This window comes from Telluria sp. ZT3P25 (assembly GCF_059685895.1).
The window spans coordinates 2908896-2935124 of record NZ_JCASIJ010000001.1 but is presented as its reverse complement, the minus strand read 5'-3'; the positions used below and the strand labels follow the sequence as shown (position 1 = coordinate 2935124).

23 protein-coding genes and 3 tRNA genes are annotated in these 26229 nt (G+C 62.7%); 23 read left to right on the top strand and 3 right to left on the bottom strand.

The window, feature by feature from the left end:
• The first annotated feature begins 96 nt into the window (after positions 1–96).
• From ndk to AC56LY_RS13010, 16 genes are all read left to right on the top strand, one after another.
• On the top strand, positions 97–522 hold the full coding sequence (ndk, locus tag AC56LY_RS13085) for a nucleoside-diphosphate kinase (protein WP_183555425.1): 426 nt from the start codon (positions 97–99) through the stop codon (positions 520–522).
• A gap of 126 nt (positions 523–648) precedes the next feature.
• Entirely contained in the window at positions 649–1818 is a 1170-nt protein-coding gene (gene rlmN / locus AC56LY_RS13080) for a dual-specificity RNA methyltransferase RlmN (RefSeq protein ID WP_258835036.1), read from the top strand.
• Positions 1818–2627, top strand: coding sequence for a type IV pilus biogenesis/stability protein PilW (pilW, locus tag AC56LY_RS13075; RefSeq protein WP_499580142.1), 810 nt, complete (start codon positions 1818–1820; stop codon positions 2625–2627). The genes rlmN and pilW overlap by 1 nt, the downstream gene beginning before the upstream one ends.
• A gap of 27 nt (positions 2628–2654) precedes the next feature.
• Positions 2655–3680, top strand: a complete 1026-nt coding sequence (locus tag AC56LY_RS13070; protein ID WP_499580140.1) for a RodZ domain-containing protein — start codon at positions 2655–2657, stop codon at positions 3678–3680.
• 23 nt (positions 3681–3703) lie between these two features.
• Positions 3704–5005: a flavodoxin-dependent (E)-4-hydroxy-3-methylbut-2-enyl-diphosphate synthase gene (ispG, locus tag AC56LY_RS13065; RefSeq protein WP_499580138.1), complete on the top strand. Its 1302-nt coding sequence runs from the start codon at positions 3704–3706 to the stop codon at positions 5003–5005.
• A 46-nt stretch (positions 5006–5051) separates the two neighbouring features.
• Positions 5052–6404 carry a histidine--tRNA ligase gene (hisS, locus tag AC56LY_RS13060; protein ID WP_499580135.1) on the top strand — a complete coding sequence of 451 codons (1353 nt, stop codon included), beginning with the start codon at positions 5052–5054 and terminating at the stop codon, positions 6402–6404.
• A 47-nt stretch (positions 6405–6451) separates the two neighbouring features.
• Positions 6452–7138, top strand: a complete 687-nt coding sequence (locus AC56LY_RS13055) for a YfgM family protein (protein ID WP_499580133.1) — start codon at positions 6452–6454, stop codon at positions 7136–7138.
• Between the two features lie 85 nt (positions 7139–7223).
• Complete coding sequence (bamB, locus tag AC56LY_RS13050; protein ID WP_499580131.1) at positions 7224–8378, top strand: outer membrane protein assembly factor BamB; 1155 nt, start codon at positions 7224–7226, stop codon at positions 8376–8378.
• Positions 8379–8384: 6 nt separating this feature from the next.
• Positions 8385–9722, top strand: a complete 1338-nt coding sequence (der, locus tag AC56LY_RS13045; protein WP_183555417.1) for a ribosome biogenesis GTPase Der — start codon at positions 8385–8387, stop codon at positions 9720–9722.
• 147 nt (positions 9723–9869) lie between these two features.
• Positions 9870–10109: an RNA chaperone Hfq gene (gene hfq / locus AC56LY_RS13040; RefSeq protein ID WP_183555416.1), complete on the top strand. Its 240-nt coding sequence runs from the start codon at positions 9870–9872 to the stop codon at positions 10107–10109.
• A gap of 32 nt (positions 10110–10141) precedes the next feature.
• Positions 10142–11365, top strand: a complete 1224-nt coding sequence (hflX, locus tag AC56LY_RS13035) for a GTPase HflX (RefSeq protein WP_499582041.1) — start codon at positions 10142–10144, stop codon at positions 11363–11365.
• A gap of 4 nt (positions 11366–11369) precedes the next feature.
• A complete protein-coding gene (hflK, locus tag AC56LY_RS13030) occupies positions 11370–12656 on the top strand; it encodes an FtsH protease activity modulator HflK (protein ID WP_499580129.1) in 1287 nt (428 codons plus the stop codon).
• Entirely contained in the window at positions 12656–13534 is an 879-nt protein-coding gene (gene hflC, locus AC56LY_RS13025) for a protease modulator HflC (protein WP_499580127.1), read from the top strand. The genes hflK and hflC overlap by 1 nt, the downstream gene beginning before the upstream one ends.
• Before the next feature lie 271 nt (positions 13535–13805).
• Positions 13806–14960 carry an ATP phosphoribosyltransferase regulatory subunit gene (locus AC56LY_RS13020; protein ID WP_499580125.1) on the top strand — a complete coding sequence of 385 codons (1155 nt, stop codon included), beginning with the start codon at positions 13806–13808 and terminating at the stop codon, positions 14958–14960.
• 3 nt (positions 14961–14963) lie between these two features.
• Positions 14964–16280 carry an adenylosuccinate synthase gene (locus tag AC56LY_RS13015; protein ID WP_183555412.1) on the top strand — a complete coding sequence of 439 codons (1317 nt, stop codon included), beginning with the start codon at positions 14964–14966 and terminating at the stop codon, positions 16278–16280.
• A gap of 24 nt (positions 16281–16304) precedes the next feature.
• Positions 16305–16844 carry a phosphoribosyltransferase gene (locus AC56LY_RS13010; RefSeq protein WP_183555411.1) on the top strand — a complete coding sequence of 180 codons (540 nt, stop codon included), beginning with the start codon at positions 16305–16307 and terminating at the stop codon, positions 16842–16844.
• Positions 16845–16945: 101 nt separating this feature from the next.
• Here the strand turns inward: AC56LY_RS13010 and AC56LY_RS13005 are convergent, their stop codons facing one another.
• Complete coding sequence (locus AC56LY_RS13005; RefSeq protein ID WP_499582039.1) at positions 16946–17275, bottom strand: TfoX/Sxy family protein; 330 nt, start codon at positions 17273–17275, stop codon at positions 16946–16948.
• A 114-nt stretch (positions 17276–17389) separates the two neighbouring features.
• Between AC56LY_RS13005 and AC56LY_RS13000 the strand changes: the two genes are divergently transcribed.
• Together AC56LY_RS13000 and AC56LY_RS12995 are read left to right on the top strand one after the other, a co-directional pair.
• Entirely contained in the window at positions 17390–17986 is a 597-nt protein-coding gene (locus AC56LY_RS13000; protein ID WP_499580123.1) for a MarC family protein, read from the top strand.
• Between the two features lie 87 nt (positions 17987–18073).
• Positions 18074–20095 carry a hybrid sensor histidine kinase/response regulator gene (locus AC56LY_RS12995; protein WP_499580119.1) on the top strand — a complete coding sequence of 674 codons (2022 nt, stop codon included), beginning with the start codon at positions 18074–18076 and terminating at the stop codon, positions 20093–20095.
• A gap of 21 nt (positions 20096–20116) precedes the next feature.
• Here AC56LY_RS12995 and uvrB read toward each other — a convergent pair whose 3' ends face one another.
• Entirely contained in the window at positions 20117–22204 is a 2088-nt protein-coding gene (gene uvrB / locus AC56LY_RS12990; protein WP_499580114.1) for an excinuclease ABC subunit UvrB, read from the bottom strand.
• Between the two features lie 119 nt (positions 22205–22323).
• Between uvrB and AC56LY_RS12985 the strand changes: the two genes are divergently transcribed.
• The 4 genes from AC56LY_RS12985 (at position 22324) to AC56LY_RS12970 (ending at position 24696) form a co-directional block, all read left to right on the top strand.
• Positions 22324–23535, top strand: a complete 1212-nt coding sequence (locus AC56LY_RS12985; RefSeq protein WP_499580111.1) for an amino acid aminotransferase — start codon at positions 22324–22326, stop codon at positions 23533–23535.
• A gap of 116 nt (positions 23536–23651) precedes the next feature.
• Positions 23652–23727 (top strand) — tRNA-Asn (locus AC56LY_RS12980).
• 77 nt (positions 23728–23804) lie between these two features.
• Entirely contained in the window at positions 23805–24563 is a 759-nt protein-coding gene (locus AC56LY_RS12975) for an alpha/beta fold hydrolase (protein WP_499580108.1), read from the top strand.
• Between the two features lie 57 nt (positions 24564–24620).
• Positions 24621–24696: transfer RNA gene (locus AC56LY_RS12970), tRNA-Asn, on the top strand.
• Between the two features lie 56 nt (positions 24697–24752).
• Here the strand turns inward: AC56LY_RS12970 and purT are convergent.
• Positions 24753–25964 (bottom strand): formate-dependent phosphoribosylglycinamide formyltransferase, encoded by a 1212-nt coding sequence (gene purT / locus AC56LY_RS12965; RefSeq protein ID WP_499580105.1) that lies wholly within the window; start codon positions 25962–25964, stop codon positions 24753–24755.
• 133 nt (positions 25965–26097) lie between these two features.
• Between purT and AC56LY_RS12960 the strand changes: the two genes are divergently transcribed.
• Positions 26098–26173, top strand: a tRNA-Asn gene (locus AC56LY_RS12960).
• Positions 26174–26229 lie beyond the last annotated feature (56 nt).

Genomic DNA, 26229 nt, shown 5'->3' with positions numbered 1-26229 from the left:
TTTCGGGTCGGATATGGTAAAATTGAAGGTTAATTGAGTCCCAAAGTTTGTTTACATCGCTCAGTTCTAAACCTTTCATTTTATTGGAGTTTTCTCATGGCAATCGAACGCACCCTGTCCATCATCAAGCCTGACGCAGTCGCAAAAAACGTGATCGGCAAAATCTACAGCCGTTTCGAAGAAGCAGGCCTGAAGATCGTCGCTGCACGCATGGTGCAACTGTCGCGCGCTGAAGCCGAAGGCTTCTACGCTGTGCACGCTGCACGTCCATTCTTCAAGGACCTGGTCGAGTTCATGATCTCGGGCCCAGTCATGGTCACCGCCCTCGAAGGCGAAGGCGCGATCCTGAAAAACCGCGACCTGATGGGTGCAACCGATCCAAAGAAAGCTGACGCTGGCACCATCCGCGCTGACTTCGCTGATTCGATCGATGCCAACGCTGTTCACGGTTCGGACGCTGCCGAAACCGCTGCTGTGGAAATCGCTTACTACTTCCCGGCACTGAACGTCTACTCGCGTTAATTAGTAAGGGGGAGCGCAGTCCGGGCGCGCCCCGGAGCATTCTCCCCGGACTAATGCAATGAGTAACCCGCTCGCCTGCGGCCAAGGGCCGATGCGAGCGGGTGCTGAAACTGAGGAATTTTTGCCATGACGACGCTCACCAACCTGCTGGACCTCGATCCCGCGCAACTCGTCGCTTATTGCGCCGACTTGGGTGAGAAGCCGTTCCGCGCCAAGCAACTCCAACGCTGGATCCACCAGTTTGGCGCCGCGGACTTCGACAGCATGACCGACCTGGCCAAATCGCTGCGTGAAAAGCTGAGCACGCGCGCCGAAGTGCGCGCACCAGCCATCGTCAGCGACAACACGTCCACCGACGGCACGCGCAAGTGGCTGGTCGATGTCGGCAATGGCAACGCGGTCGAAACCGTGTTCATCCCGGAAGAAAATCGCGGCACGCTGTGCATCTCGACGCAAGCCGGCTGCGCCGTCAATTGCCGCTTCTGCTCGACGGGCAAGCAGGGCTTCAACCGCAACCTCACAGTCGCCGAAATCATCGGCCAGCTGTGGATGGCCGAGTTCGAGCTGCGCCGCACCAAAGGCATTGAGCCAGGCCCGAAAGGCGAACGCCAGATCACCAATGTGGTGATGATGGGCATGGGTGAGCCGCTGCTGAACTACGAACCCACCGTTACCGCGCTCAAGCTGATGCTCGACGATAACGCCTACGGCCTGTCGCGCCGCCGCGTGACCCTGTCGACCTCGGGCGTGGTGCCGAACATCGACAAGCTGTCGCAGGATGTGCCGGTGGCCATGGCGGTGTCGCTGCACGCGTCGAACGATGCGCTGCGCGATATCCTGGTGCCGCTGAACAAGAAATACCCGCTGCGCGAATTGATGGCCGCCTGCAAGCGCTATCTCGAGTTCGCGCCGCGCGACTTCATTACCTTCGAATACTGCATGCTCGACGGCTTCAACGACAGCGACGAGCACGCACGCGAGCTGATCGCACTGGTCAACGACCCGGTGGTCGGCGTGAACTGCAAGTTCAACCTGATTCCGTTCAATCCGTTCCCCGAGTCCGGCCTGTTCCGCTCCAAGAATCCCCGCATCAAGGCGTTTGCCCAGGTGCTGATGGATGCCGGTATCGTCACCACCGTGCGCAAGACGCGCGGCGACGATATCGACGCCGCCTGCGGCCAGCTGGCCGGTGAGGTCAAGGACCGCACCCGGGTGGTCGAGCGCATGGAAAAAATGGCCGAGTACCAGAAAAAGTTTGGCGCCGACTTCGGGCGCATCGTGGAGATCCCGACCTGATGAAGCTTGCCGCCGCCGCGCTTGCACTCGCCTCGACCCTGACCCTGCTGGCCGGATGCGCCAGCAACGCGGGCGACGGGTCGGGTACTACCGGTGAGCTCAAGACGGCGTCGGACCAGACGGCGGGCGAGAAGCGTGCGTCGATCCGCATTCAACTGGCGGTCGGTTATTACCAGCAGGGCAAGTACGAAATCGCACTCGACGAAATCAAGAAGGCGCTGGCGGCCGATGCCGCCTATGCCGATGCGTACGGCTTGCGCGCGCTGGTCTACACGTCGATGGGCCAGTATCCGTTGGCCGAAGAGAATTACCAGCAGGCGCTGCGCCTGCGCCCGAACGATCCGGAGTTTTCCAACAACTTCGGTTCGTTTTTGTGCCAGTCGGTCAACCGTCCAGCCGAGGCAATGCGTTATTTCGATGCCGCACTGAAGAACCCCACTTACCAGACGCCGCTCAGCGCGCTGGTGAATGCGGGCGTGTGCAGCATCAAGAACCGGAACAACGATGCGGCCGAGCGTTATCTGCTCGAAGCCTTGCGTCTGAACCCCGGTCTGCCGACGGTCAATACCGGATTGGCGCGGGTGTATTACGAGCGGCGCGACCTTGAGCGCGCCGGTTTTTTCATCAACCGCCTGCTCGAGACAGCCAAGCTCGAGACGCTGCCGGCTGATGCGCTGTGGCTTGCCATGCGCATCGGCCGCAAGGCGGGTGACCGGACTCATGAAGCGTCGCTGGCAGCCCAGCTGCGGCGCCGCTTCCCCGGTTCGCCCGAGTACGCAGCGTACGAGCGCGGGGCGTTTGGTGAGTAAAGAAGAACAAGGACAAGGACAAGGACAATGAACGAGCAAGCAGACCAGCCAGCCGCACCGGGCAACGCGTCCGGCATCCCTGGCAAGACCCTGCAATCCCAGCGCGAGACCATGGGCTGGAGCGTCGAGCAGGTTGCCGACCAGCTCAAGCTGGCGCCGCGCCAGGTGCTGGCGCTGGAAGCGGGCGATTACGCCTCGCTGCCCAGCCCGGCCGTCACGCGCGGTTTCGTGCGCGCCTACGCCAAGCTGCTGCGCATCGACGCGGCGCCCTTGGTGTCGATGATCGAACTGAACATGCCGCCGGAAGCCCGTGCTGGCGCCCAGTCGGCGATGGCTGCTGCCCGCCGTGAACAAAAACCGGCGGCGTTCTCGGAAACCCGGTTCCCGATCAACGGCAAGCGCCGCAGCCTGCCGCTGGGCTGGATCGCCGCCGTGGTCGTCGTGGCCGGTGCTGCAGTTGCGGCCTGGCAGTTCAACCTGATACCAAGTCTGAACCGCGATGTCGAATCGGGCGATACGATGGTGCTCGAGAATCCGGCTGCCGGCGTCGTGGCACCGGGCGTTGCTGCGCCAGGCGCCGCCGCGCCGGTCCAGCAGGGCCTGATCAATCCATCGGTGCCGCTCATTTCGGTGCCGTCGCCGTCGAGCCAGGGCACGGCCCCGGCGGGCGCGCCAACGACGGCGCCAACCACACCAACCACGCCAACCGCACCTGCTGCCGCACCTGCCGCGGCGCCGGTCACTGCACCGGCGACGGCCACGCCGACACCAGTCGCGGCGGCGCCGGCTGCCGTAGCACCGGCTGCTGCCGGCGTCAACACCCTGGTGCTGAACGTGCGCGCCGATTCGTGGATCGAAGTGCGTCCGAGCGGCGGCGGTCGTCCGCTGATCTCGCGCCTGGTCAAGGCCGGCAGCACCGAGTCGGTCGAGGTCGCCGGCCCGGTCAACCTGACCGTCGGCGTGCCGGGCGCCGTGACCGCGACCCTGCGCGGCGCCAACGTCCCGCTGCCACAGCAGCCGGGCAAGACCATCGCACGCGTGGCCCTGAAATAAGCTGATCACTCGCTGGAACCAACATGAATTCCTTGAACGAAACCTCTGTCCCCGAGTTCGCATCGGCCGCCGCCATTCCGTCGGGCCCGATGGCCCGCCGCGCCAGCCGCAAGGTCCTGGTCGCGCATGGTGCGCGCCAGGTGTGGGTCGGCGGCGATGCACCGGTCGTCGTGCAGTCGATGACCAATACCGATACCGCCGATGCGATCGGCACCGCGATCCAGATCAAGGAGCTGGCACGCGCCGGCTCCGAGATCGTGCGCATCACCGTGAACACGCCGGAAGCCGCAGCGGCCGTGCCGGCGATTCGCGCCCAGCTCGACCGCATGGAAGTCGATGTGCCGCTGGTCGGCGACTTCCACTACAACGGCCACCTGCTGCTGCGCGACTATCCCGAGTGCGCGCAGGCGCTGTCGAAATACCGGATCAATCCGGGCAATGTGGGGCAGGGCGCCAAGCGCGACACCCAGTTCGCCCAGATGATCGAGATCGCTGCCAAGTACGACAAGCCGGTGCGCATCGGCGTGAACTGGGGCAGCCTGGACCAGTCGCTGCTGGCGCGCATCATGGACGAGAACGCATTGCGCGCCAATCCATGGTCGGCCCAGGCCGTCATGTATGAAGCGTTGATCACGTCGGCCATCGAAAACGCGATCCGCGCCGAAGAAGTGGGCCTGGCGCGCGACAAGATCATCCTGTCGTGCAAGGTCTCGGGCGTGCAGGACCTGATCGCCGTGTACCGCGAGCTGGCCCGCCGCTGCGATTATCCGCTGCACCTGGGCCTGACCGAAGCGGGCATGGGCAGCAAAGGCATCGTCGCCTCGACCGCCGCGCTGTCGGTGCTGCTGCAAGAAGGCATCGGCGACACGATCCGTATTTCGCTGACGCCCGAGCCGGGGGGCGATCGCACGCGCGAAGTCATCGTCGGCCAGGAAATCCTGCAGACGATGGGCCTGCGCAAGTTCACGCCGATGGTCATTGCGTGCCCTGGTTGCGGCCGCACGACGTCGACCGTGTTCCAGGAGCTGGCGGACAATATCCAGACCTTCCTGCGCGACCAGATGCCGGAATGGAAAAAGACCTATCCGGGCGTGGAAGGCATGAACGTGGCCGTGATGGGTTGCATCGTCAATGGTCCGGGCGAATCGAAGCACGCGAACATCGGCATCAGCTTGCCGGGCACGGGCGAATCGACGGCGGCGCCGGTGTTTGTCGATGGCCAGAAGTTTGCCACGCTGCGCGGCGAGCGAATCGTCGAAGAATTCCAGACGATCGTGCTCGATTACGTGAAGAAGAATTACAGCCGCGAGTCGGTCGCACAATAAAATTCGCCGCGGTGTCAAAACGCGGTGATCGAAGAATTTACTTACCATGTCCAAACCAGAAAAAATCGTCGCCATCAAAGGCATGAACGACATCCTGCCCAGCGATGCACCGCTGTGGGAGTTGTTCGAGAACACCACTGAAACGATCCTGAAAAGCTACGGCTACCAGAAGATCGTCACGCCGATCGTCGAGCAGACGAGCCTGTTCTCGCGCGCCATTGGCGCCGTGACCGACATCGTCGAAAAAGAGATGTATTCGTTCGAAGATTCGATGAACGGCGACCAGCTCACGCTGCGCCCGGAAGGCACCGCGAGCGTCGTGCGGGCCGTGCTCGAACACAATCTGGTCTACGACGGCCCGCGCCGCCTCTGGTACAAGGGCCCGATGTTCCGCCACGAGCGTCCGCAGCGCGGCCGCTATCGCCAGTTCTTCCAGTTCGGCGCGGAAGCCATCGGTTTTTCGGGCCCGGACATCGATGCCGAGCTGATCATGATGTGCCGTCGCCTGTGGGATGACCTGGGCATCGAGAACGTGCGCCTGGAGCTGAACTCGATCGGCAATGCCGAAGAGCGCCAGCGTCACCGCGCCGACCTGATCGCCTACCTCGAGCAGCACGAAAGCATCCTGGACGCCGAAGCCAAGCGCCGCCTGCACAGCAATCCGCTGCGTATCCTCGACACCAAGAACCCGGCCATGCAGGAGATGGTCAACGCGGCCCCGCGCCTGCTCGACTATCTGGGCGAAGAATCGCTGGCGCACTTCAACGGCGTCAAGTTCCTGCTGGACCAGAACGCGGTGCAGTACACGGTAAACCCGCGCCTCGTGCGCGGCCTGGACTATTACAACCGCACCGTGTTCGAGTGGGTCACCGATGCACTCGGCTCGCAAGGCACGATCTGCGCTGGCGGCCGCTACGATCCGCTGGTGGAAACCTTTGGCGGCAAGGCCACGCCAGCCGTCGGTTTCGCGATGGGCATGGAGCGCATCATCGAGCTGATGAAGGCAATGGGTGAGCCGGCCGAGCCGAACCAATGCGACGTCTACATGGTCCATCAGGGCGAGAAGGCGCAGCTGCAAGCCTTCATCCTGGCCGAGCGCATTCGGGATGCCGGGCTGGATGTTGTGTTACATTGCGCAACGCCAGCGGGTGCCGGCAGCTTCAAGAGCCAGATGAAGAAGGCTGACGGGTCCGGCGCAGCGTTTGCCGTGATCATTGGCGAGGACGAAGTCGCCAACGAAACCGCGGCCGTGAAGACCATGCGCGGCGAGATCGGCGAGCAGCAGCAGAGCACCGTGCCGTTCCTGGAAGTGGTCGATTACCTGGTCGACCAGATCACCGGCGCGCACGTGCATGACGAACACTGCGGTCACGACCACGATCACGTGCACAAGCATTAACATCCGTCGTACCTCGCAAACCATTCAACCACTACAAGAACACGCACATGGCATACGATCACCAAGAGCAGGAACAGCTTGATTCCTTCAAGGCGTTCTGGTCGAAATACGGCAACATCATCGTCTGGGTTTTGATCCTGGCGCTCGGTTCCTTCGCCGGCTGGAATTTCTGGAAGACCCACCAGGCCAACAAGTCAATCGAAGCTTCGGCGCTGTACGACGAACTGCAGACATCGCTGCTGGCCAACGACAACGCCAAGGTGCAGCGTATCGCCGGCGACATCCGCAGCAAGTACGAAAGCTCGCCGTACACCCAAATGGCAGCCCTGGCCGCGGCCAAGACGGCGTTCGAGGCGAACGACCTGAAAACCGCCAAAGCCCAGCTGCAATGGGCAGCCGACAACGGCAACGATGAGTACAAGTCGATCGCCAAGCTGCGTCTGGCTGGCGTGTTGCTCGATGAAAAAGCCTTCGATGAGGCCCTGAAAGTCTTGAACGGCACCTTTCTGCCGCAGTTCACTGCTGAAGTGAACGACCGCAAGGGCGATGTGCTGGTCGGCCAGAACAAGCTGAACGAAGCGCGTGCTGCGTATGTCGCCGCACTGGCCGCGATGGATGCCGCCAGCCCGGCCCGTCAACTGGTGCAGGTCAAGCTTGAAGCCATCGGCGGTACCGTGCCGGCAGACAAGAACACGGCACCATCGCCAGCCGCAGACCAGAAAGCGGCTGCGTAAATTTTTCGCATGAGATGGCCCGCGTCCGCCTTCGAGCGGCCGCGGGCTTTGCGTCCTTTATAGTCCAGGAACAAGGTAGAACATAATGCGTATTAGCAGCAAGCTTGTTGGCGTCGGCGTACTGGCCCTGATGACGGGTTGCTCGACCCTCAATTCGCTCAATCCATTTGCATCCGACAAGAAGGGCGATCAACCCGCCAAGCTCGTCGAACTCAAGGGCAGCATGGCCGTGCGCACCGCATGGAAACTCGACATCGGCAAGGCCAAGGGCTACCAGTTCACGCCTGCGCTGAGCGGCAACACGCTCGTCGTGGCCGCAGCTGACGGCGCCATCGCGCGCGTCGACGCCGCCACCGGCAAGCAGCTGTGGCGCGTCAAGGCCGAGAGCGACCTGTCGGCGGGCGTGGGCACGGATGGCAACCTGATCGTCGTGGGCGCCGAAAAGGGCATCCTGATGGGCTACGACATGGACGGCAAGCTGCTCTGGAAAACGCAGCTCTCGAGCGAAATCCTGTCGGCGCCGGTCGTGTCGCAAGGCATCGTCGTCGCCCGTTCGATCGACAACCGCATCGTCGGTGTCGATGCGACCGATGGCAGCAAGAAATGGACCGTGCAGAAGGTCGCGCCACCACTGACCCTGCGCAATGCGCCGGGCATGATCGTGGCCGGCACCGACGTCATCGTCGCGCAGCCGGGCGGCAAGCTGTCCGCACTGATCATCGCCACCGGCGCACCGCGCTGGGACGTCGAGGTCGGCATCTCGCGCGGCGCGACCGAACTGGAGCGCGTCACCGATATCGGCGGCGCCCCGGTGCTGTTCGAAAACGAGGTGTGCGCCGCTTCCTACCAAGGGCGCGTAGGCTGCTTTGACCTGGTGACCGGTTCGGCGCGCTGGACGCGCGACCTGTCCTCCAGCGTCGGCGTGGCCGTCGACCAATTGTTCGTGTTCGCACCGGACGACAAGGGAGCACTCAATGCATTCACCCGCGACACGGGCGCCAGCAGCTGGAAGAACGACAAACTGTCGTTCCGCCGCCTGTCGACCCCGCTGTCGTATGGCCGCGCCGTCGCGGTCGGCGACTACGAAGGCTACGTGCACTTCCTGTCGCGCGAAGATGGCTCTTTCCTGGCGCGCGCCGCAACCGACGGGAGCCCGATCGTGGGCACGCCGCTGGTGGCCGGCACAAACCTGATTTTTCAAACACAAAACGGAACTGTGACCGCCATCGCGGTCGAATAAGAAAACATGAAGCCGGTAATCGCACTCGTAGGTCGTCCCAACGTCGGGAAATCGACCTTATTTAACCGCATGACCCGTTCGCGCGACGCGTTGGTGGCCGACATGCCAGGCCTGACGCGCGACCGCCACTACGGCGAAGGCCGCATTGGCGAACGACCATTTTTGGTCATTGACACGGGCGGTTTCGAGCCGGTCGCCAAAGAAGGCATCATGCACGAAATGGCGCTGCAAACGCGCCAGGCCGTCGCCGAAGCCGACGTGGTCGTGTTCATCGTCGACGGCCGTCAGGGCCTGACCCCGCACGACAAGACCATCACCGATTTCCTGCGCAAGAGCGGCCGCAAGGTCATGCTCGTCGTGAACAAGTCCGAAGGCATGAAGTACACGGCCGTCACGGCCGACTTCTATGAACTCGGCATGGGCGACCCGTACGTCATCTCCGCCGCCCACGGCGACGGCGTGACCGACCTCGTGGTCGAAGCGCTCGACGCCGCGTTTGCCGCACGTCCGGACGAACCGGCTGAACTCGAGCACGTCGACCATGGCATCAAGATCGCCATCGTCGGCCGCCCGAACGTGGGCAAGTCGACCCTGATCAACACGCTGGTCGGCGAGCAGCGCGTGATTGCCTTCGACATGCCGGGCACCACGCGCGACTCGATCGAAGTGCCGTTCGAACGCGACGGTAAAAAGTTCACGCTGATCGACACCGCCGGTATCCGCCGTCGCGGCAAGATTTTCGAGGCCATCGAGAAGTTCTCGGTTGTCAAGACGATGCAGTCGATCGCCGACGCCAACGTCGTCGTGCTGCTGCTCGATGCCCAGCAGGACATCTCGGAACAAGACGCGCACATCGCCGGCTTCATTCTGGAATCGGGCAGGGCGCTGGTCGTGGCCGTGAACAAATGGGATGGCCTGAAGACCGACGAGCGCGATGAAGTCAAAATCGACCTCGACCGCAAACTCGACTTCCTCAGCTTTGCCAACACGCACTTCGTCTCGGCATTGCGCGGTACCGGCATTACGCAACTGATGAAATCGGTCGAGGCAGCCTACGCTGCCGCCACCGCCAACCTGTCGACGCCGCGCCTGACGCGCGCTCTGCAAGAGGCCGTGGAGAAGCAGGAGCCGAAACGCAAGGGCTCGGGTCGTCCAAAGATGCGCTACGCCCACCAGGGTGGCCAGAACCCGCCGATCATCGTCATCCACGGCAATGCCCTGGACGGGATCAGCGAGCCGTACAAGCGCTATCTCGAGAAGCATTTCCGCGAGACGTTCAGCCTGGTCGGCACCCCGCTGCGGATCGAGCTGCGCAGTGGCAAGAACCCGTTCGCGAAGCCTTAGCAGTACGACAAAAAGTGGCGAAACAGGTTACAGTAGTTCAGGGCCGCATTCGCTTTGGCAGAATATGGCCTCACCCATGTGGCATGACTACTTGAAAATCGGCAAATCGCCTCAAACTTTTAACTACAACAACATCACGGAGCTGTTATGAGCAACAAAGGGCAACTGTTACAAGACCCATTCCTCAACGCCTTGCGCAAGGAACACGTCCCTGTCTCGATCTACCTGGTCAACGGTATCAAGCTGCAGGGTCATATCGAATCCTTCGACCAATACGTCGTTTTGCTTCGCAACACCGTGACCCAGATGGTCTATAAACACGCCATCTCAACCGTCGTGCCGGCCCGCGCCGTCAACCTCAATCTTGACTCCAGCGAAGCCGAGTAAGGCCGATGGCTGACGCCCCCGGCACGCCGCTCATGCGCGCAGCCCTGGTCGGCATCGACTTCGGGACTGGCGACTTCAACGCCAGTCTCGAAGAGTTGTCCCTGCTTGCGCAGTCCGCTGGCGCTGAACCGATCACCACGATCACGGCCAAGCGCTCAAGCCCCGATCCCGCACTCTTCATCGGCAGCGGCAAGGCCGATGAAATCGCCCTCGACGCCAAGGCACTCGGCGTTGACATCGTCATCTTCAATCACGCACTCTCGCCTGCCCAGCAGCGTAACCTCGAGCGTCGTCTCGAATTGCGCGTCGTCGACCGTACCAGCCTGATCCTCGATATCTTTGCGCAGCGCGCCAAGAGTCACGAGGGCAAGCTGCAGGTCGAGCTGGCGCAGTTGCAGCACCTGGCCACGCGCCTGATTCGCGGCTGGACCCACCTTGAACGGCAAAAGGGCGGTATTGGCCTGCGCGGTCCGGGTGAAACCCAGCTCGAGACCGACCGCCGGCTGATCGGCGAGCGGGTCAAGGCACTGCGTGCGCGCCTGACCAAACTGCGCAAGCAGCACGAGACGCAACGCCGCCAGCGCGGCCGCAACAACACGTTCTCCGTTTCGCTGGTTGGCTACACCAACGCCGGCAAATCGACGCTGTTCAATGCGCTGACCAAGGCCGGCGTGTATGTGGCGAATCAATTGTTCGCGACACTCGATACCACCAGCCGCCGCATGTACCTGGGCGACGACGTCGGCAGTATTGTGATTTCTGACACGGTCGGGTTCGTGCGCGACTTGCCGCACCAGCTGGTGGCGGCGTTCCGCGCCACGCTCGAAGAGACGATCCACGCCGACCTGCTGCTGCACGTGGTCGATAGTGCGTCGCCGACGCGCATGGAGCAGGTCGAACAGGTCAACGAGGTATTGCGCGAGATCGGCGCCGATCATGTTCCTCAAATTTTGGTCTGGAACAAGATCGATGCGGCGGGGCTGGAGCCTGAAATCGAGCGTGATGAGTATGATAAGATCAACCGGGTGTTTATCAGTGCCCATAGCGGCGCCGGCCTGGATCTGCTGCGTTCGGCGATCGCCGAAACGGCCCGATCCGCGCCTGGTCAAAGCTACCGGACTACCCCGGAAAACGAAGAACAGGACGAAGCTTTCGAGCTCGCCGAGGACGATGCGTCGGTGGACGCACTGCCTGGCGCGCTACCCGAAAGTCCTGCCGACCATCTGCCAACTTCCACCCTTGTCGGGCCACGCTAAGCCTATGTTTGTTTCCATACTAAAAAGATTCGGCGTCAAACTGTCGCTGAACGACCCACGCTGGGGCCGCAACCCAGAAGATGACCGCAAGGCCCAGGACGGTCGCCGTCCGGGCGACGGTCCGCCCGACCTCGACCAGATGTGGCGCGACTTCAATGCGCGCCTCAACAAGATGTTCGGCAACCGTGGCAACAATAACGGTGGTGGCGACAGCGGTGGTCCGAACCGCGAAATGCGCGGCGCGGGCATTGGCGCCGGCGTTATCGCGATCATTGTCGGTTTCATCTGGCTGGCCTCTGGTGCGTTCATCGTGCAAGAGGGTAAAACCGCCGTGGTCACGACATTCGGCCAGCTGAGCCACACGACGACGCCGGGCTTCAACTGGCGTTGGCCGTACCCGATCCAGGCCCACGAAATCGTCGATGTCTCGACGATCCGTACCGCCGAGATCGGCTACCGTGGCACCGCGACCAACAAGCAATCGCAAGAATCGCTGATGCTGACCGACGACGAAAACATCGTCGACATCCAGTTCGCCGTCCAGTACACGCTGAAAGACCCGGTCGCCTGGGTGTTCAACAACCGTGACCAGGACGACACCGTGCGCCAGGCCGCCGAGACGGCCATCCGCGAAGTGGTCGGTCGCAGCAAGATGGACTTCGTCCTGTACGAAGGCCGCGAGAAAGTCGCCGCCGATGTGCAGACGCTGATCCAGACGATCACCGATCGCTACAAGCTGGGCGCCCTGATCAGCAACGTGACGATGCAGGGTGTGCAACCGCCGGAGCAGGTGCAGAACGCGTTCGACGACGCCGTGCGCGCCAGCCAGGACCGTGCCCGCGCCCGCAACGAAGGTGAAGCGTATGCCAACCAGGTGATCCCGGCCGCGCGCGGCCAGGCGTTCCGCCTGCAGCAGGATGCCGAAGCGTATCGCTCGATGGTGGTTGAAAACGCGACGGGTAATGCGTCGCGCTTCGATCAGGTCGTCGCTGCCTACGCCAAGGCCCCGGGCGTGACCCGTGACCGCATGTACGTCGACACGATGCAGCAGATCTTCTCCAGCACCACCAAGGTGATGATCGACTCGCGTGCCAACAACAATATGCTGTACCTGCCGCTCGACAAGCTGATGCAGCAGGTTGCGGCCAACGATGCCCAGGTCGGCAGCAAGTCGGGTCCGGTGCAGGTGCCAAGCACTGCCCAGCCGGCCGAAGTGACCCAGGCCCTGGAAGCGGTGCGCCAGCGTGATGAGCGCAGCCGTGATTCCTCACGTGATCGGGAGACCCGTTAATGAACCGCCTCGTTACCATCTTCGTGGCCGGCTTCATCGCACTGATGCTGCTGTCGTCCACCATTTTCGTCGTCGACCAGCGCCGCTTCGCGATCGTGTTCGCGCTTGGCCAGGTCAAGGAAGTGATCGACACGCCGGGCCTGCACTTCAAGCTGCCGCCACCGTTCCAGAACGTGGTCTATATGGATAAGCGCATCCTGACGCTCGACACGCCTGACGTGAATCGCTTCATCACGTCCGAAAAGAGCAACGTGCTGGTCGACTCGTTCATCAAGTGGCGCATCAGCGATCCGCGCCTGTACTACGTCAGTTTTGCGGGTGACGAAACGCGCGCGCAGAACCGGCTGTCGCAGGTCATCAAGGCAGCGCTCAGCGACGAGATCACCAAGCGCACGGTGCGCGAAGTGATTTCGGGTCAGCGTGCAGCCGTGATGGCAGCAGTTCAGGCCAAGCTCGTATCTGAAGCAAAGGAAGTCGGCATCGGCATCGTTGACGTGCGCCTCAAGCGCGTCGAGTACACCGAGCAGAACATCAACTCGGTGTACGAACGCATGCGCGCCGAACGTGTCCGCGTCGCCAACGAATCGCGTTCGACCGGTGCTGCCGAATCCGAGCAGATCCGCGCCGACGCCGACCGTCAGCGCACCGTGATCATCGCCGAAGCGTTCCGCGACGCTGAAAAAGTCAAGGGTGACGGCGATGCCAAAGCATCGGCCATCTACGCCGAAGCCTTCGGCAAGAACCCGGAATTCGCGCGCTACTACCGTTCGCTCGAAGCCTACCGTGCGAGCTTCAAGGATCGCAGCGACGTCCTCGTCGTCGATCCGAACTCGGAGTTCTTCAAGTACTTCAAGGCGCCTGCAGGCGGCGGCAAGTAACGCCGTTCCTGCTTCATTGCGGGAGTAATTGAACAAGCTGGGGGAGCAGGGCCATTGGTCTTGCTCCCCCAGTGTCGTCTGCGGCAGGCATTGCCCGTACCGTCCGGCGTCGTGGCAGATTATCAACCTTGAACCCCGCCGGTCCCGCTTTCGCTGCCTCATTCGGGTGGTTTTCGGTTAAAATCACCGATTCGGCGTTCGCGTCGTGCGCTGGCACGCCTGTCGTACGAAGCTTGCCATTGACTATCCCAAACCCATAACGTCGTTGCCCATGCCGAATTGGCTATTGCCTGAAAATATCGCGGATGTCTTGCCGTCCGAAGCGCGCAAGATCGAAGAGTTGCGCCGACTGATGCTCGACAACTTCCGGCTCTACGGTTACGAACTGGTGATGCCGCCGATGCTCGAGTATCTCGACTCGCTGCTGGCTGGCGCCGGTGCCGACACCGACCTGAAAACCTTCAAGGTCATCGATCCGCTGTCGGGCCGCCTGCTCGGCCTGCGCGCAGACATGACCACGCAGGTGGCGCGCATCGACGCGCACTTGCTCAACCGTGAGTCGATCACCCGCCTGTGCTATGCCGGCAGCGTGCTGCATACCCGCCCGTCGGGCCTGCATGCCACGCGCGAGCCGATGCAGATCGGCGCCGAGATCTACGGCCACGCGGGCCTCGAAGCCGATGCCGAGATCCAGGAACTGGCGCTGGGTTCGCTGGCCCTGGCCGGCTTCACGAACGTGCGCCTGGACCTGGCCCACGTCGGCGTGCTGCGCGCACTGCTCGACGACGACCCGGCTGCCAAGCGCGACGAGAACCAGCTCTACAGCCTGCTGCGCGCCAAGGATGCGCCGGGCCTCGACGCCATCTCGCAGAATTACTACCCGCAGACCCGCAAGGCGCTGCTGGCCTTGCCGCGCCTGTACGGCAATATCGACGTGCTGGCCGAAGCCCGCGACGCGCTGCCGGCGCTGCCGGGCGTGCAGCGCGCGCTGGCCGAGCTGGCGGCGCTGGCCGCCGGCGCACTGGGCCGCGCCGAGATCGCGATCGATCTGGCCGACCTGCGCGGCTACCAGTACGAAAGCGGGGCCATGTTCGCACTGTACGTGACGGGCTTGCCGAATGCAGTTGCGCGCGGTGGTCGCTACGACCATGTGGGCGAAGCGTTCGGCCGTGCGCGGCCCGCGACGGGCTTCTCGCTCGACCTGCGCGAACTGGCCCGGCTGCTGCCGATGGCCGAGCGCAAGCATTCCATTCGCGCGCCGTGGGGCAATGCCCCCGAGCTGAAGGAAAAAATCGCTGACCTGCGCAAGGCAGGCGAAGTCGTGATCCAGAGCATGCCGGGTCACGACAATGTTCAGGACGAGTTCGAGTGCGACCGCGTACTCGTCCTCGAAAGTGGAAATTGGATTCTCAAAAACTTAGGTTAAGTGATGTCAAATACTAACGTGGCAAAGAACGTCGTTGTCATCGGCACCCAGTGGGGCGATGAAGGCAAGGGCAAGATCGTCGACTGGCTCACCGACCACGCCGCTGGCGTGGTGCGTTTCCAGGGCGGCCATAACGCTGGTCATACCCTGGTGATCAAGGGCCAGAAAACCGCGCTGCAACTGATCCCGTCGGGCATCATGCGCGAAGGCGTCGCCTGCTACATCGGCAACGGTGTCGTGGTCTCGGTGCCGGACGTCATGCGCGAAATCGACAAGCTGGCTGCGGCCGGCGTCGAAGTCGTCTCGCGCCTGATGATCTCGGAAGCCTGCCCGATCATCCTGCCGTACCACGTCGCCATCGACAAGGCACGCGAACTCAAGCGTGGCGAGAACAAGATCGGTACCACGGGCAAGGGCATCGGCCCGGCCTACGAAGACAAGGTCGCCCGCCGCGCCATCCGCATCGCCGACCTGCTCAATGCAGAACGCTTTGCCGAGAAGCTCAAAGAGAACCTCGACTATCACAACCACGTGCTGGTGAACTACCTGGGCGCCGAAGCGATCGACTTCCAGACCACGTTCGACGACGCGATGGCTCTGGTGCCACGCCTGCGTCCGATGGTCGGCGACGTGTCGTCCGCCCTGTACGCCGCGCACAAAGCCGGCGGCAAGCTGCTGTTCGAAGGTGCACAGGGCTCGCTGCTGGACGTCGACCACGGCACCTATCCGTTCGTCACCTCGTCGAACTGCGTGGCCGGCAATGCCGCTGCCGGCGCTGGCGTCGGTCCGAACATGCTGCACTACATCCTGGGCATCACCAAGGCCTACACCACCCGCGTCGGTTCGGGCCCGTTCCCGGCCGAACTGCCAACCGACGCTGGCGTCGGCGAGCACCTGTCGCGCGTGGGCCACGAGTTCGGCACCGTCACGGGCCGCGCCCGTCGCTGCGGCTGGTTCGACGCCGCGCTGCTGCGCCGCTCGGTCCAGATCAACGGCGTGTCGGGCATGTGCCTGACCAAGCTCGACGTGCTGGACGGCATCGAGTCGCTCAAGCTGTGCACCGGCTACAAGATCGACGGCCGCGCGGTCGACATCTTCCCGGTCGGCGCTGAAGACGCAGCCCGCTGCGAGCCAGTGTACGAAGAGATGCCAGGCTGGACCGAGAGCACCGTCGGCGCCAAGTCGATGGAAGAGCTGCCGGCCAACGCCCGCGCCTACATCCAGCGCATCGAAGAGCTGGTCGGCGTGCCGATCGACATGGTCTCGACCGGTCCTGACCGCGAAGAAACGATCGTGCTGCGCCACCCGTTCGCGGCCTAACGACAAAATCTGGAGTCAAAAAAGATGAATTCCCCTGTATCGACGGAAAAAGACCTGTGGGTCTCGTGGGACGAATACCACCGCCTGATCGAGCGCCTGGCGCTGCAAGTGTATGAATCGGGCTGGAAGTTCGACCAGGTGCTGTGCCTGGCGCGCGGCGGTGTCCGTCCAGGCGACGTGTTCTCGCGCATCTTCGATGTGCCACTGGCGATCCTGTCGACCAGCTCGTACCGCGAAGAAGCCGGCACCAAGCAAGGCGACCTGGACATCTCGAAGTACATGACGATGACCAAGGGCCCGCTGGCCGGCCGCGTGCTGCTGGTCGACGACCTGGCCGACTCGGGTGTGACGCTGCGTAAAGTCAGCCAGCACCTGACCGAAAACTACCCGCAAGTCACCGAAGTCAAATCGGCGGTCATCTGGGTCAAGGGCACGTCGTCGATTCGTCCGGATTACTTCCTGGACGATCTGCCGCACAATCCGTGGATCCACCAGCCGTTCGAAGAGTACGACGGCCTGCGCCCGCATCAGCTGTCGGCCTGGCTGAAGAAGTTCGAGAAGTAATTCACCCGCTCAAGCGGGCGACGAGCGGGGAAGGGCAGATGCCTTTCCCCGCTTTTTTATTGGCGCTTCACTGTGTCAACCGAGCTCACCAACAGATAACGTTACAGCGCCTTCTTTTTCTTCTTGGGCAGCGGTAGTTCCTGCGCAGTGATGCGCACCAGCTGGCTTAGCCATTCCCGGTCTTCGCACAGGTCGCCGTCAATCTGGAAACAGGGTTTCGCACCCGCGTAGGGCGGCGCCTCGACAGCGGTTCCGATATGGGATCGGCCGCCCTCCGTCGGCTTGATGAACAGGACATCGTCGCACACCAGCGCGACCATCTTCTCGTCGAGATAGACACCGTATTCGCCGAACATCTTTTTGGCGCTGACCGCCCCGGCAGCGCTCATCTGGTCGAGGACGAAGTCGACCGTGCTTTGTTGTGATCCCATGTCTGCTTTCGATGGTGAGGTGATCGGCCTTGGTGCCAGATCGTCCGGCACGTTGATGCACTCTGGTAAGATTACGCCTTTACTGTAGTCGCGTATTCAAAAGAATAATAGGCCATGACCCAAAGCTTTTTCTCCACCTTCATTCTGCTCATCCTCGTGACGGACCCGTTCGGTAACGTCCCGCTGTTCGCCGCTGCCCTGAGAGACACGCCAATCGAGCGCCGCAATCGCATCGTGATCCGCGAGTGCGCCATTGCCTTCGTGCTGCTGCTGGTGTTCATGTTCTTCGGCAAGCACTTCCTGGAAGCGTTGCACCTGAGCCCTATCGCGCTGCGCATCGGCGGCGCCGTGATCCTGTTAATGATCGCGATCCGCATGATCTTCCCGCACCCCGATGGCGTGCTGGGCAAGAGCGAGGGCGGCGAGCCGTTTATCGTGCCGCTGGCGATTCCTGCGCTGGCCGGCCCATCGGCGCTGGCCACTGTGCTGCTGCTGTCGGCCACCAGCTTTACTGAAACAATGGTGCATGTGGCCGCGCTGGCGGCGGTCGGTATCGTCTGGCTGGCCGTGTTCCTCAGCGCCGAGAAGCTGCAGCAAAGGCTTGGCCCGCAAGTCATGACGGCCTTCGAACGCCTGATGGGCCTGATCCTGACGGCGATGGCGGTCGAAATGCTGCTGGGCGGTATCCGCGAGTTTGTGCGCACGCTGTAACGCTCGTGTCACGCTGGCGTGCGTGAGCGGCGCTGCAAATCTGGCACACTTCGGTTGCGCGATGTGCGCGGATCAACACGAAGCATCATGGGTATGAATCAGGTAGTGGGAGCGCCGACGGACGTGCGGCAAGAACCGACATTATTCCTCGGCGACGGCACGGTGCGTGCGCTGATGCGCGAACACGACTGGACTACCTCGCCACTCGGTCATCCGCGCGACTGGCCGCAGGCCTTGTGCACGACCGTTGCGTTGATGCTCGACGCCAAATTCCCGATGTTCGTCGCCTGGGGCGACGAGCTGGGCTTCCTGTACAACGACGCTTACAGCGTGATCCTGGGCGCCAAACATCCTGCCTCGCTCGGCCTGCGCTTTCGCGATGTGTGGCCGGACATCTGGGATGACATCGCGCCACTGGTCGAACGTACGATGGGCGGCGAGTCCATTTACCTGGATCGCTTTCCACTGACCGTGCGCCGCCATGGGTACGATGAGGCAACCTGGTTCCGCTTTTCGTATTCGCCCGTGCGGCACGAAGATGGCCTGATCGCCGGTATGTTCTGCACCTGTGTCGAGACCACCAACGAAGTGCTGGCGCAGCGTTACCGCGAGGAAGAACACAGCCGCCTCATCAACCTGTTTGAAGAAGCGCCCGGCATCATCGCCGTGTTGCGCGGCCCCGATCATGTATTTGAACTGACCAACCGTTCTTTCCTCACGCTGGTCGGCCATCGCGATCTGATTGGCAAGCCGGTGCGCGACGCGATGCCCGAGGTCCAGGGGCAGGGCTATTTCGAGCTGCTCGATCAGGTCTATACCAGTGGCCACCCGTTTGTCGGTCATGCCGTGCCGCTGCGCGTGCAGCGCGAGCCGGGCGGCCCGCTCGAAGAATGCTTTCTCGATTTTGTCTACCAGCCGATCCGCGACCAGTACGGTAAGGTGACGGGTATTTTCCTGGAAGGCAGCGACGTCACGGTGCGCAAGCGCATCGAAGACGAACTGCGCGAAGCCAACCGTCAGAAGGATGACTTCTTGGCAATGCTTGCGCACGAACTGCGCAATCCGCTGGCGCCCATCACCACCGCCGCGCAACTGCTGCAGCGCGGCCAGATGGACGCGCCCGGCATCGCGCGCGCCAGTGCGATCATCGCGCGCCAGGCCGAGCACATGACGGCGCTCGTCAACGATTTGCTGGACGTCTCGCGCGTCACGCGCGGGCAGGTCACGATGGCACAGGAAACCGTGGCGGTCGAGCCGCTCGTGCAGGAAGCGGTGGAGCAGGTGCGGCCGATGCTCGACAGCTGCCACCATGAACTGTTCCTCGACGTCGAACCGGGCCTGTACGTGCTGGGCGATCGCACGCGCCTGATCCAGGTGCTGTCCAATATCCTGAACAACGCCGCCAAGTACACGCCGGCAAGGGGCCGCATCGTGCTGAGCGTGCGTCCGGACGGCGGCGACGTGCGCATTGCCGTGCGCGACAATGGCCAGGGCATCGACTTGCCCGTACTGCCGTATATCTTCGACCTGTTCACACAGGCCGAACGCACGCCGGACCGCTCACAAGGCGGGCTGGGCCTCGGGCTGACGCTCGTCAAGAGCCTGGTCCTGCTGCATGGCGGCCGCGTCGATGCGCTCAGCGACGGGCTGGGAGAGGGCAGTGAATTTGTCGTGTACCTGCCGCTGCTCGAGCCGGTCGCGCCCGTAGCGGCTGCCGAGTCGGCCGCCCCCGTGACGCAAGCGTCCGGTTTACGCGTGCTGGTGGTGGATGACAACGTCGATGCGGCCGAGATGCTGGCCACGCTGCTGGAGATGAATGGGTACAAAGTCCGTGTCGAGTTCGATGGCGCGAGCGCGCTGACGACGGCATTGCGCGAGCCGCCCACCGTGGCGCTGCTTGATATCGGCTTGCCCGATATGGATGGCCACGAACTGGCGCGCCGCCTGCGCGCGCAGCCCGCGACAGCGGGAGCCGTGCTGGTGGCGCTGACCGGGTATGGCCAGGCCGAAGACCAGCAGCGTGCGCACGACGCCGGCTTCGACCATCACATGGTCAAGCCGGCCGACCTGGACCGATTGCTGACGTTGCTGGCCAGCATAGAGCGCTAAGCCGGCAACGCACTGCTGGCCTTATTTGCCCAGCATTGAGACGACGTTGTCGGCGCCCGGCGCACCGAACGCCTGCTGCTTGAGCACATGCAGCTGGTCGCGCACCTGCGCGGCTTTCTCGAACTCCAGGTTCTTGGCGTGATCGACCATGAGTTTTTCGAGGCGCTTGATCTCTTTGCTGATCTGCTTCTCGCTCATCGATTCGATCTTCGCCGTTTCCTTGGCGTCTTGCAGCACCTCGCGCTCCGTATTCGGGTTGTACACGCCGTCGATCATTTCCTTGATCTTCTTGTGCACGCCTTTCGGGATGATGCCGTTCTCGAGGTTGAACGCAATCTGCTTGGCACGCCGGCGTTCGGTCTCGTCGATGGCGCGCCGCATCGAATCGGTGACGCGGTCCGCATACAGGATCGCCACGCCGTTCAGGTTACGCGCCGCGCGGCCGATCGTCTGGATCAGCGAACGCTCGGAGCGCAGGAAGCCTTCCTTGTCGGCGTCGAGCACCGCCACCAGCGACACTTCCGGCAAATCGAGGCCCTCGCGCAGCAAGTTGATACCGACCAGCACGTCAAAGGTGCCCAGGCGCAGGTCGCGCAGGATTTCCACGCGCTCGACCGTGTCGATATCGCTGTGCAGGTAGCGCACCTTGATGCCGTGGTCGCCCAGGTATTCGGTGAGCTGCTCGGACATGCGCTTGGTCAGCGTCGTCACCAGCACGCGTTCGTCCTTGGCGATGCGGTCGTTGATCTCGCCCATCAGGTCGTCGACCTGCGACAGGGCAGGGCGCACGATGATCATCGGGTCGACCAGGCCCGTCGGGCGCACCACTTGTTCAACGACGTTGTCGGCGCGGCCCTGTTCGTACTCGGCCGGCGTGGCCGAGACGAAAATCGTCTGGCGCATCTTGCCTTCGAACTCGACGAATTTCAGTGGCCGGTTGTCCAGCGCCGATGGCAGGCGGAAGCCGTACTCGACCAGGTTTTCCTTGCGCGAACGGTCGCCGTTGTACATCGCGTTGAGCTGGCCGATCATCACGTGCGACTCGTCCATGAACATCAGCGCGTCTTTCGGCAGGTAGTCGATCAGCGTCGGCGGCGGCTCGCCCGGCATCGCGCCGGACAGGTGGCGCGAATAGTTCTCGATGCCCTTGGTGAAACCGATCTCGGCCATCATCTCGAGATCGAAGCGGGTGCGCTGCTCAAGGCGCTGCTCTTCGATCAGCTTGTTTTGCTGGCGGAATTCTTCGAGGCGGTCGCGCAGCTCGGCCTTGATCGATTCGACCGCGCGCAGCACCGTCGAGCGCGGCGTCACGTAATGCGAGCCGGGATACACGGTAAAGCGCGGGATCTTCTGGCGCACGCGGCCCGTCAGTGGATCGAATAATTGCAGCGATTCGATCTCGTCGTCGAACATCTCGACGCGGATCGCCAGCTCGGCGTGCTCGGCCGGGAAGATGTCGATCGTGTCGCCGCGCACGCGGAACGAGCCGCGTGAGAAATCCATTTCGTTGCGCGTGTACTGCATCTGGATCAGGCGCGCAATGATGTCGCGCTGGGCCACCTTGTCCTTGTGGCGCAGCGTCAGAATCATCTTGTGGTATTCGTTGGGATTACCGATACCGTAGATCGCCGAGACGGTGGCCACGATAACCACGTCGCGCCGCTCCATCAGTGACTTGGTGCACGACAGGCGCATCTGCTCGATGTGCTCGTTGATCGACGAGTCCTTTTCGATGAACAGGTCGCGCTGCGGCACGTAGGCTTCGGGCTGGTAGTAATCGTAGTACGAGACGAAATACTCGACCGCGTTTTGCGGGAAGAATTCGCGGAACTCCGAATACAACTGGGCCGCCAGCGTTTTATTGGGCGCAAAAATGATCGCGGGCCGGCCGGCCTGCGCGATCACATTGGCCATCGTGTAGGTCTTGCCGGAGCCCGTGACGCCCAGCAGGGTCTGGTACATCAAGCCGTCGTCGATGCCTTCCATCAACCCCTTGATCGCGGTGGGCTGGTCGCCCGCCGGCTCGAACGGCTGGTGCAGTTTGAACGGCGAATCCGGGAACGTGATGACGGTCGGTTCGGGAGAAGTTGCGATGGATAATTCAGCCATGCTTACAGACCTTTGTTAGAATGAGAATCCGCTCGCGGCCCCGCAGGTTCAAGGGCCGCTGTCTATACAATTGCAAACCCCGCCGCTGTCAATCCAGCCAACAAAACCGAGTTTATCAGATGACTTCCACTGCCTCCGCCAGCTTGTTCAGTGCCATTGAAATGGCCCCACGCGACCCGATCCTGGGCATCACCGAAGCCTTCAACGCCGACACGAACACCGCGAAAATCAACCTCGGCGTGGGTGTCTATTATGACGACAAGGGCAAAGTGCCGCTGCTCGAGTGCGTGCAGAAAGCGGAAGCGAAACTGATGGAGCAGCCGACGCCGCGAACCTACCTGCCGATCGAAGGCCTGGCAGCGTACGACAAGGCGGTGCAAGAGCTGGTATTTGGTGCCGACAGCCCGGTAATTCAAGAGAAACGGGCGCTGACTGTGCAAGCCATTGGCGGCACCGGCGCACTGAAGATCGGCGCCGACTTCCTCAAGCGCTTCCTGCCAGCGTCCGATGTGTATATCAGCGATCCGAGCTGGGAAAACCACCGCGCGCTGTTCGAAAGCGCCGGTTTCACGGTCCATAACTACGCGTATTATGATGCGGCCACCCGCGGCGTGAATTTCGACGGCATGCTGGCCGCCCTGAAAGCAATGCCGGCCGGCGCCATCGTCGTGCTGCACGCGTGCTGCCACAACCCGACCGGCGCCGACCTGACGCAAGACCAGTGGGATCAGGTGATTGCTGCCGTCCAGGCCGGCAATCTGGTGCCATTCCTCGACATGGCCTACCAGGGATTTGCCAACGGCATCGATGAAGACGGCGCCGTCGTGCGTCGCTTCGCCGCAACCGGCATGGCGATGCTGGTGTCGAACTCGTTCTCCAAATCGTTCTCGCTGTACGGCGAGCGTGTCGGCGCGCTGTCGATCGTGGCCACCACGAGCGAAGAAGCCACGCGCGTGCTGTCACAACTCAAGCGCGTCGTGCGCACCAACTACTCGAACCCGCCAACCCATGGCGGCAAGGTCGTCGCCACCGTGCTGGCAACCCCTGAGCTGCGCAAGCTGTGGGAAGAAGAACTGGCCGGCATGCGCGTGCGCATCCGTGAAATGCGCGGCGCGATGGTCGAAAAGCTCAAGGCCAAGGCGCCAGGCCACGACTTCGAATTCGTGCGCGAGCAGGTCGGCATGTTCTCGTACTCGGGCTTGACCAAGGAGCAAGTGGGCAAGCTGCGCGACGAATCGATCTACGCCGTGGACACGGGCCGCATCTGCGTCGCGGCGCTCAATTCGACGAACATCGATCGCGTCGTTGACGCCATCGCCAAAGTTCTCTAAAATCCTGGCTCTCTTGATCGCTGCAAGCGCGCAAGAGGGCAGCAGTAGATGGAAAACGAAACGCCTGTGCTGATTTGACAGAAACGTTTCATGAACCATATAATGCCAGCTTCAATTCCCTGATAGCTCAGTTGGTAGAGCGACGGACTGTTAATCCGCAGGTCCCTGGTTCGAGTCCAGGTCGGGGAGCCAGAATATAGAGAAGGCCGCATCGAAGGATGCGGCCTTTTTCGTTGTGCGGCGCCATGTCGGCTCACAGGAGATATCGCTTGAAGCAACCACTCAAGAGTCACGCCACCCTGATCGAAGGGCAGATGTTCCGCTTTGCGCGAGCCGGGCAGGGCAGCCCCTCGATCGTGCTGATCGGCGGCGCCGGTGGGCCACTTGATGGCTGGTTCAAGCTGTATCCCGAGATCGAGGCGCTGGGCACCGTGTTCAGCTACGACCGGCCGGGTACGGGCGGCAGTCCGAAGCCGACGGAAGCGCAGTATGGCGAGACCGTCGTCGCGCAGCTGCGCCTGTTGCTGCAGTTCGCCAAGGTGCCGCCGCCGTTCGTGCTGGTGGCGCATTCGTTCGGCGGCCTGCACGCCAACCTGTTCGCGCGCGAGTTCGCCGATGAGGTGGCAGGCGTGCTGTTCATCGAGGCGACGGCGCCGCAGGACGTCGACAATCTGAAGCAGCACCAGTCGGCGCTGCAGCGGGGCTTCGTCAAGCTGCTCGACCGCGTGTCGCCGCGCGATGCGTTCGACGAGCTGCGCAACGAGCGCGAGACCGTCAGGGATATTCTCGAGGCGCCGGCGTTCCCGCCCGTGCCGGTGACGGTGCTGTCGGGTACGAAGCGCCTGCCGCGCTGGCTGGTGCCGGCGGCGCTGGTGCGTGAACGCGAACGTTCGCAGCTGGCGCTGGCGGCCTTGTCGCCGTTGGGCGAGCGGGTCGTGGCCGAGCGCAGCGCGCATTTCCCGCAGTTGTCCGAGCCGGAACTGGTGATCGATACGCTCAAACGCTTGCTGGCGCGGATCCCTCGCTAGATTTTCTTTTCGAAAAATTTGCGAAATCGACACCAGCAGGTATAATGCGGCCTCAATTCCCTGATAGCTCAGTTGGTAGAGCGACGGACTGTTAATCCGCAGGTCCCTGGTTCGAGTCCAGGTCGGGGAGCCAGAATACGAAGGGCCGCATGCAAATGCGGCCCTTTTTGTATTCCGCGCGTGATGCGCTTATTTGCCCGACACCGGTTTGACCTTCGCCGCCGCCGCCAGCGCACGTTCACGCGCCGTAGCGATATCGTCCGCCGTCGCCAGTGCCACGCCCATGCGCCGCCGCGCAAACGACTCCGGCTTGCCAAACAGGCGCACATCCGCGCCAGGCACCTGCAGCGCCTCGGCCACGCCCTCGAACGCAATCCCGGCTTCATCGAGCTGACCGTAGATCACGGCCGATGCGCCTGGCGCGCGCAGGGCCACGTTCACCGGCAGGCCGAGGATCGCCTTCGCATGCAGTTCGAACTCGCTCTGCACCTGGCTGGCCATCGTCACCATACCCGTATCGTGCGGGCGCGGGCTCACCTCCGAGAACCACACCATGTCGCCCTTGACGAACAGTTCGACGCCGAACACGCCCAGACCGCCCAGATTGCCGGTCACCTTGGCGGCGATCTCGCGCGAGCGCTCCAGGGCCAGCGGCTGCATCGGATGCGGCTGCCACGATTCGACGTAGTCGCCCTGGACTTGCTTGTGCCCGATCGGATCGCAGAAGCTCGTTATGACCTCGCCATCCGCGCCCAGCGAGCGCACCGTCAGCAACGTGATTTCATAATCGAAGTCGATGAAGCCTTCGGCAATCACGCGCCCGGCGTCGACACGCCCGCCACTGGCAGCGTATCCCCAGGCTGCAGCCACGTCATCCGCGCCATCGAGCTTCGACTGGCCCTTGCCCGACGACGACATCACCGGCTTGACCACGCACGGAAAGCCCACGGCAGCGCAGGCAGCCTGCAGTTCGGCCAGGCTGCTGGCGAACTGGTACGGCGATGTGGCCAGGCCCAGTTCTTCGGCGGCCAGGCGGCGGATGCCTTCGCGGTTCATCGTCAGTTGCGCTGCGCGTGCGGTCGGGATGCAGGTGATAACACCCGCCGCTTCCAGTTCGGCCAGCTTGTCGGTGGCGATCGCCTCGATTTCCGGCACCACGAGGTGAGGGCGCTCCTGCGCGATCAGCGCTTCGAGCGCCGCGCCGTCGGTCATGTCGATCACGTGCGCGCGGTGCGCGACCTGGTGGCCCGGGGCGTTTGGATAGCGGTCGACGGCGATCACCTCGACGCCCAGGCGTTGCAGCGAGAGGATCACTTCCTTGCCCAGTTCGCCCGAGCCGAGCAGCATGACGCGGGTTGCGGATGGGGAGAGCGGGGTGCCGAGGGTGCGTGAAATGGTCATGGTGGTTCGGGGATCAAGGAGGGTGATGGGAAGCTGCGACTATAGCAAAATGGCTCTTTCGAAGCTGGCGGCCAGCCAATGCACACACTGCACTGGTCAAACCGCAAATCCCCGGCTATAATATTGCCTCAATTCCCTGATAGCTCAGTTGGTAGAGCGACGGACTGTTAATCCGCAGGTCCCTGGTTCGAGTCCAGGTCGGGGAGCCAGAACAAGAGAGGGGCCGCATGCGAATGCGGCCCTTTTTGCATTTCCGGCGTCATTC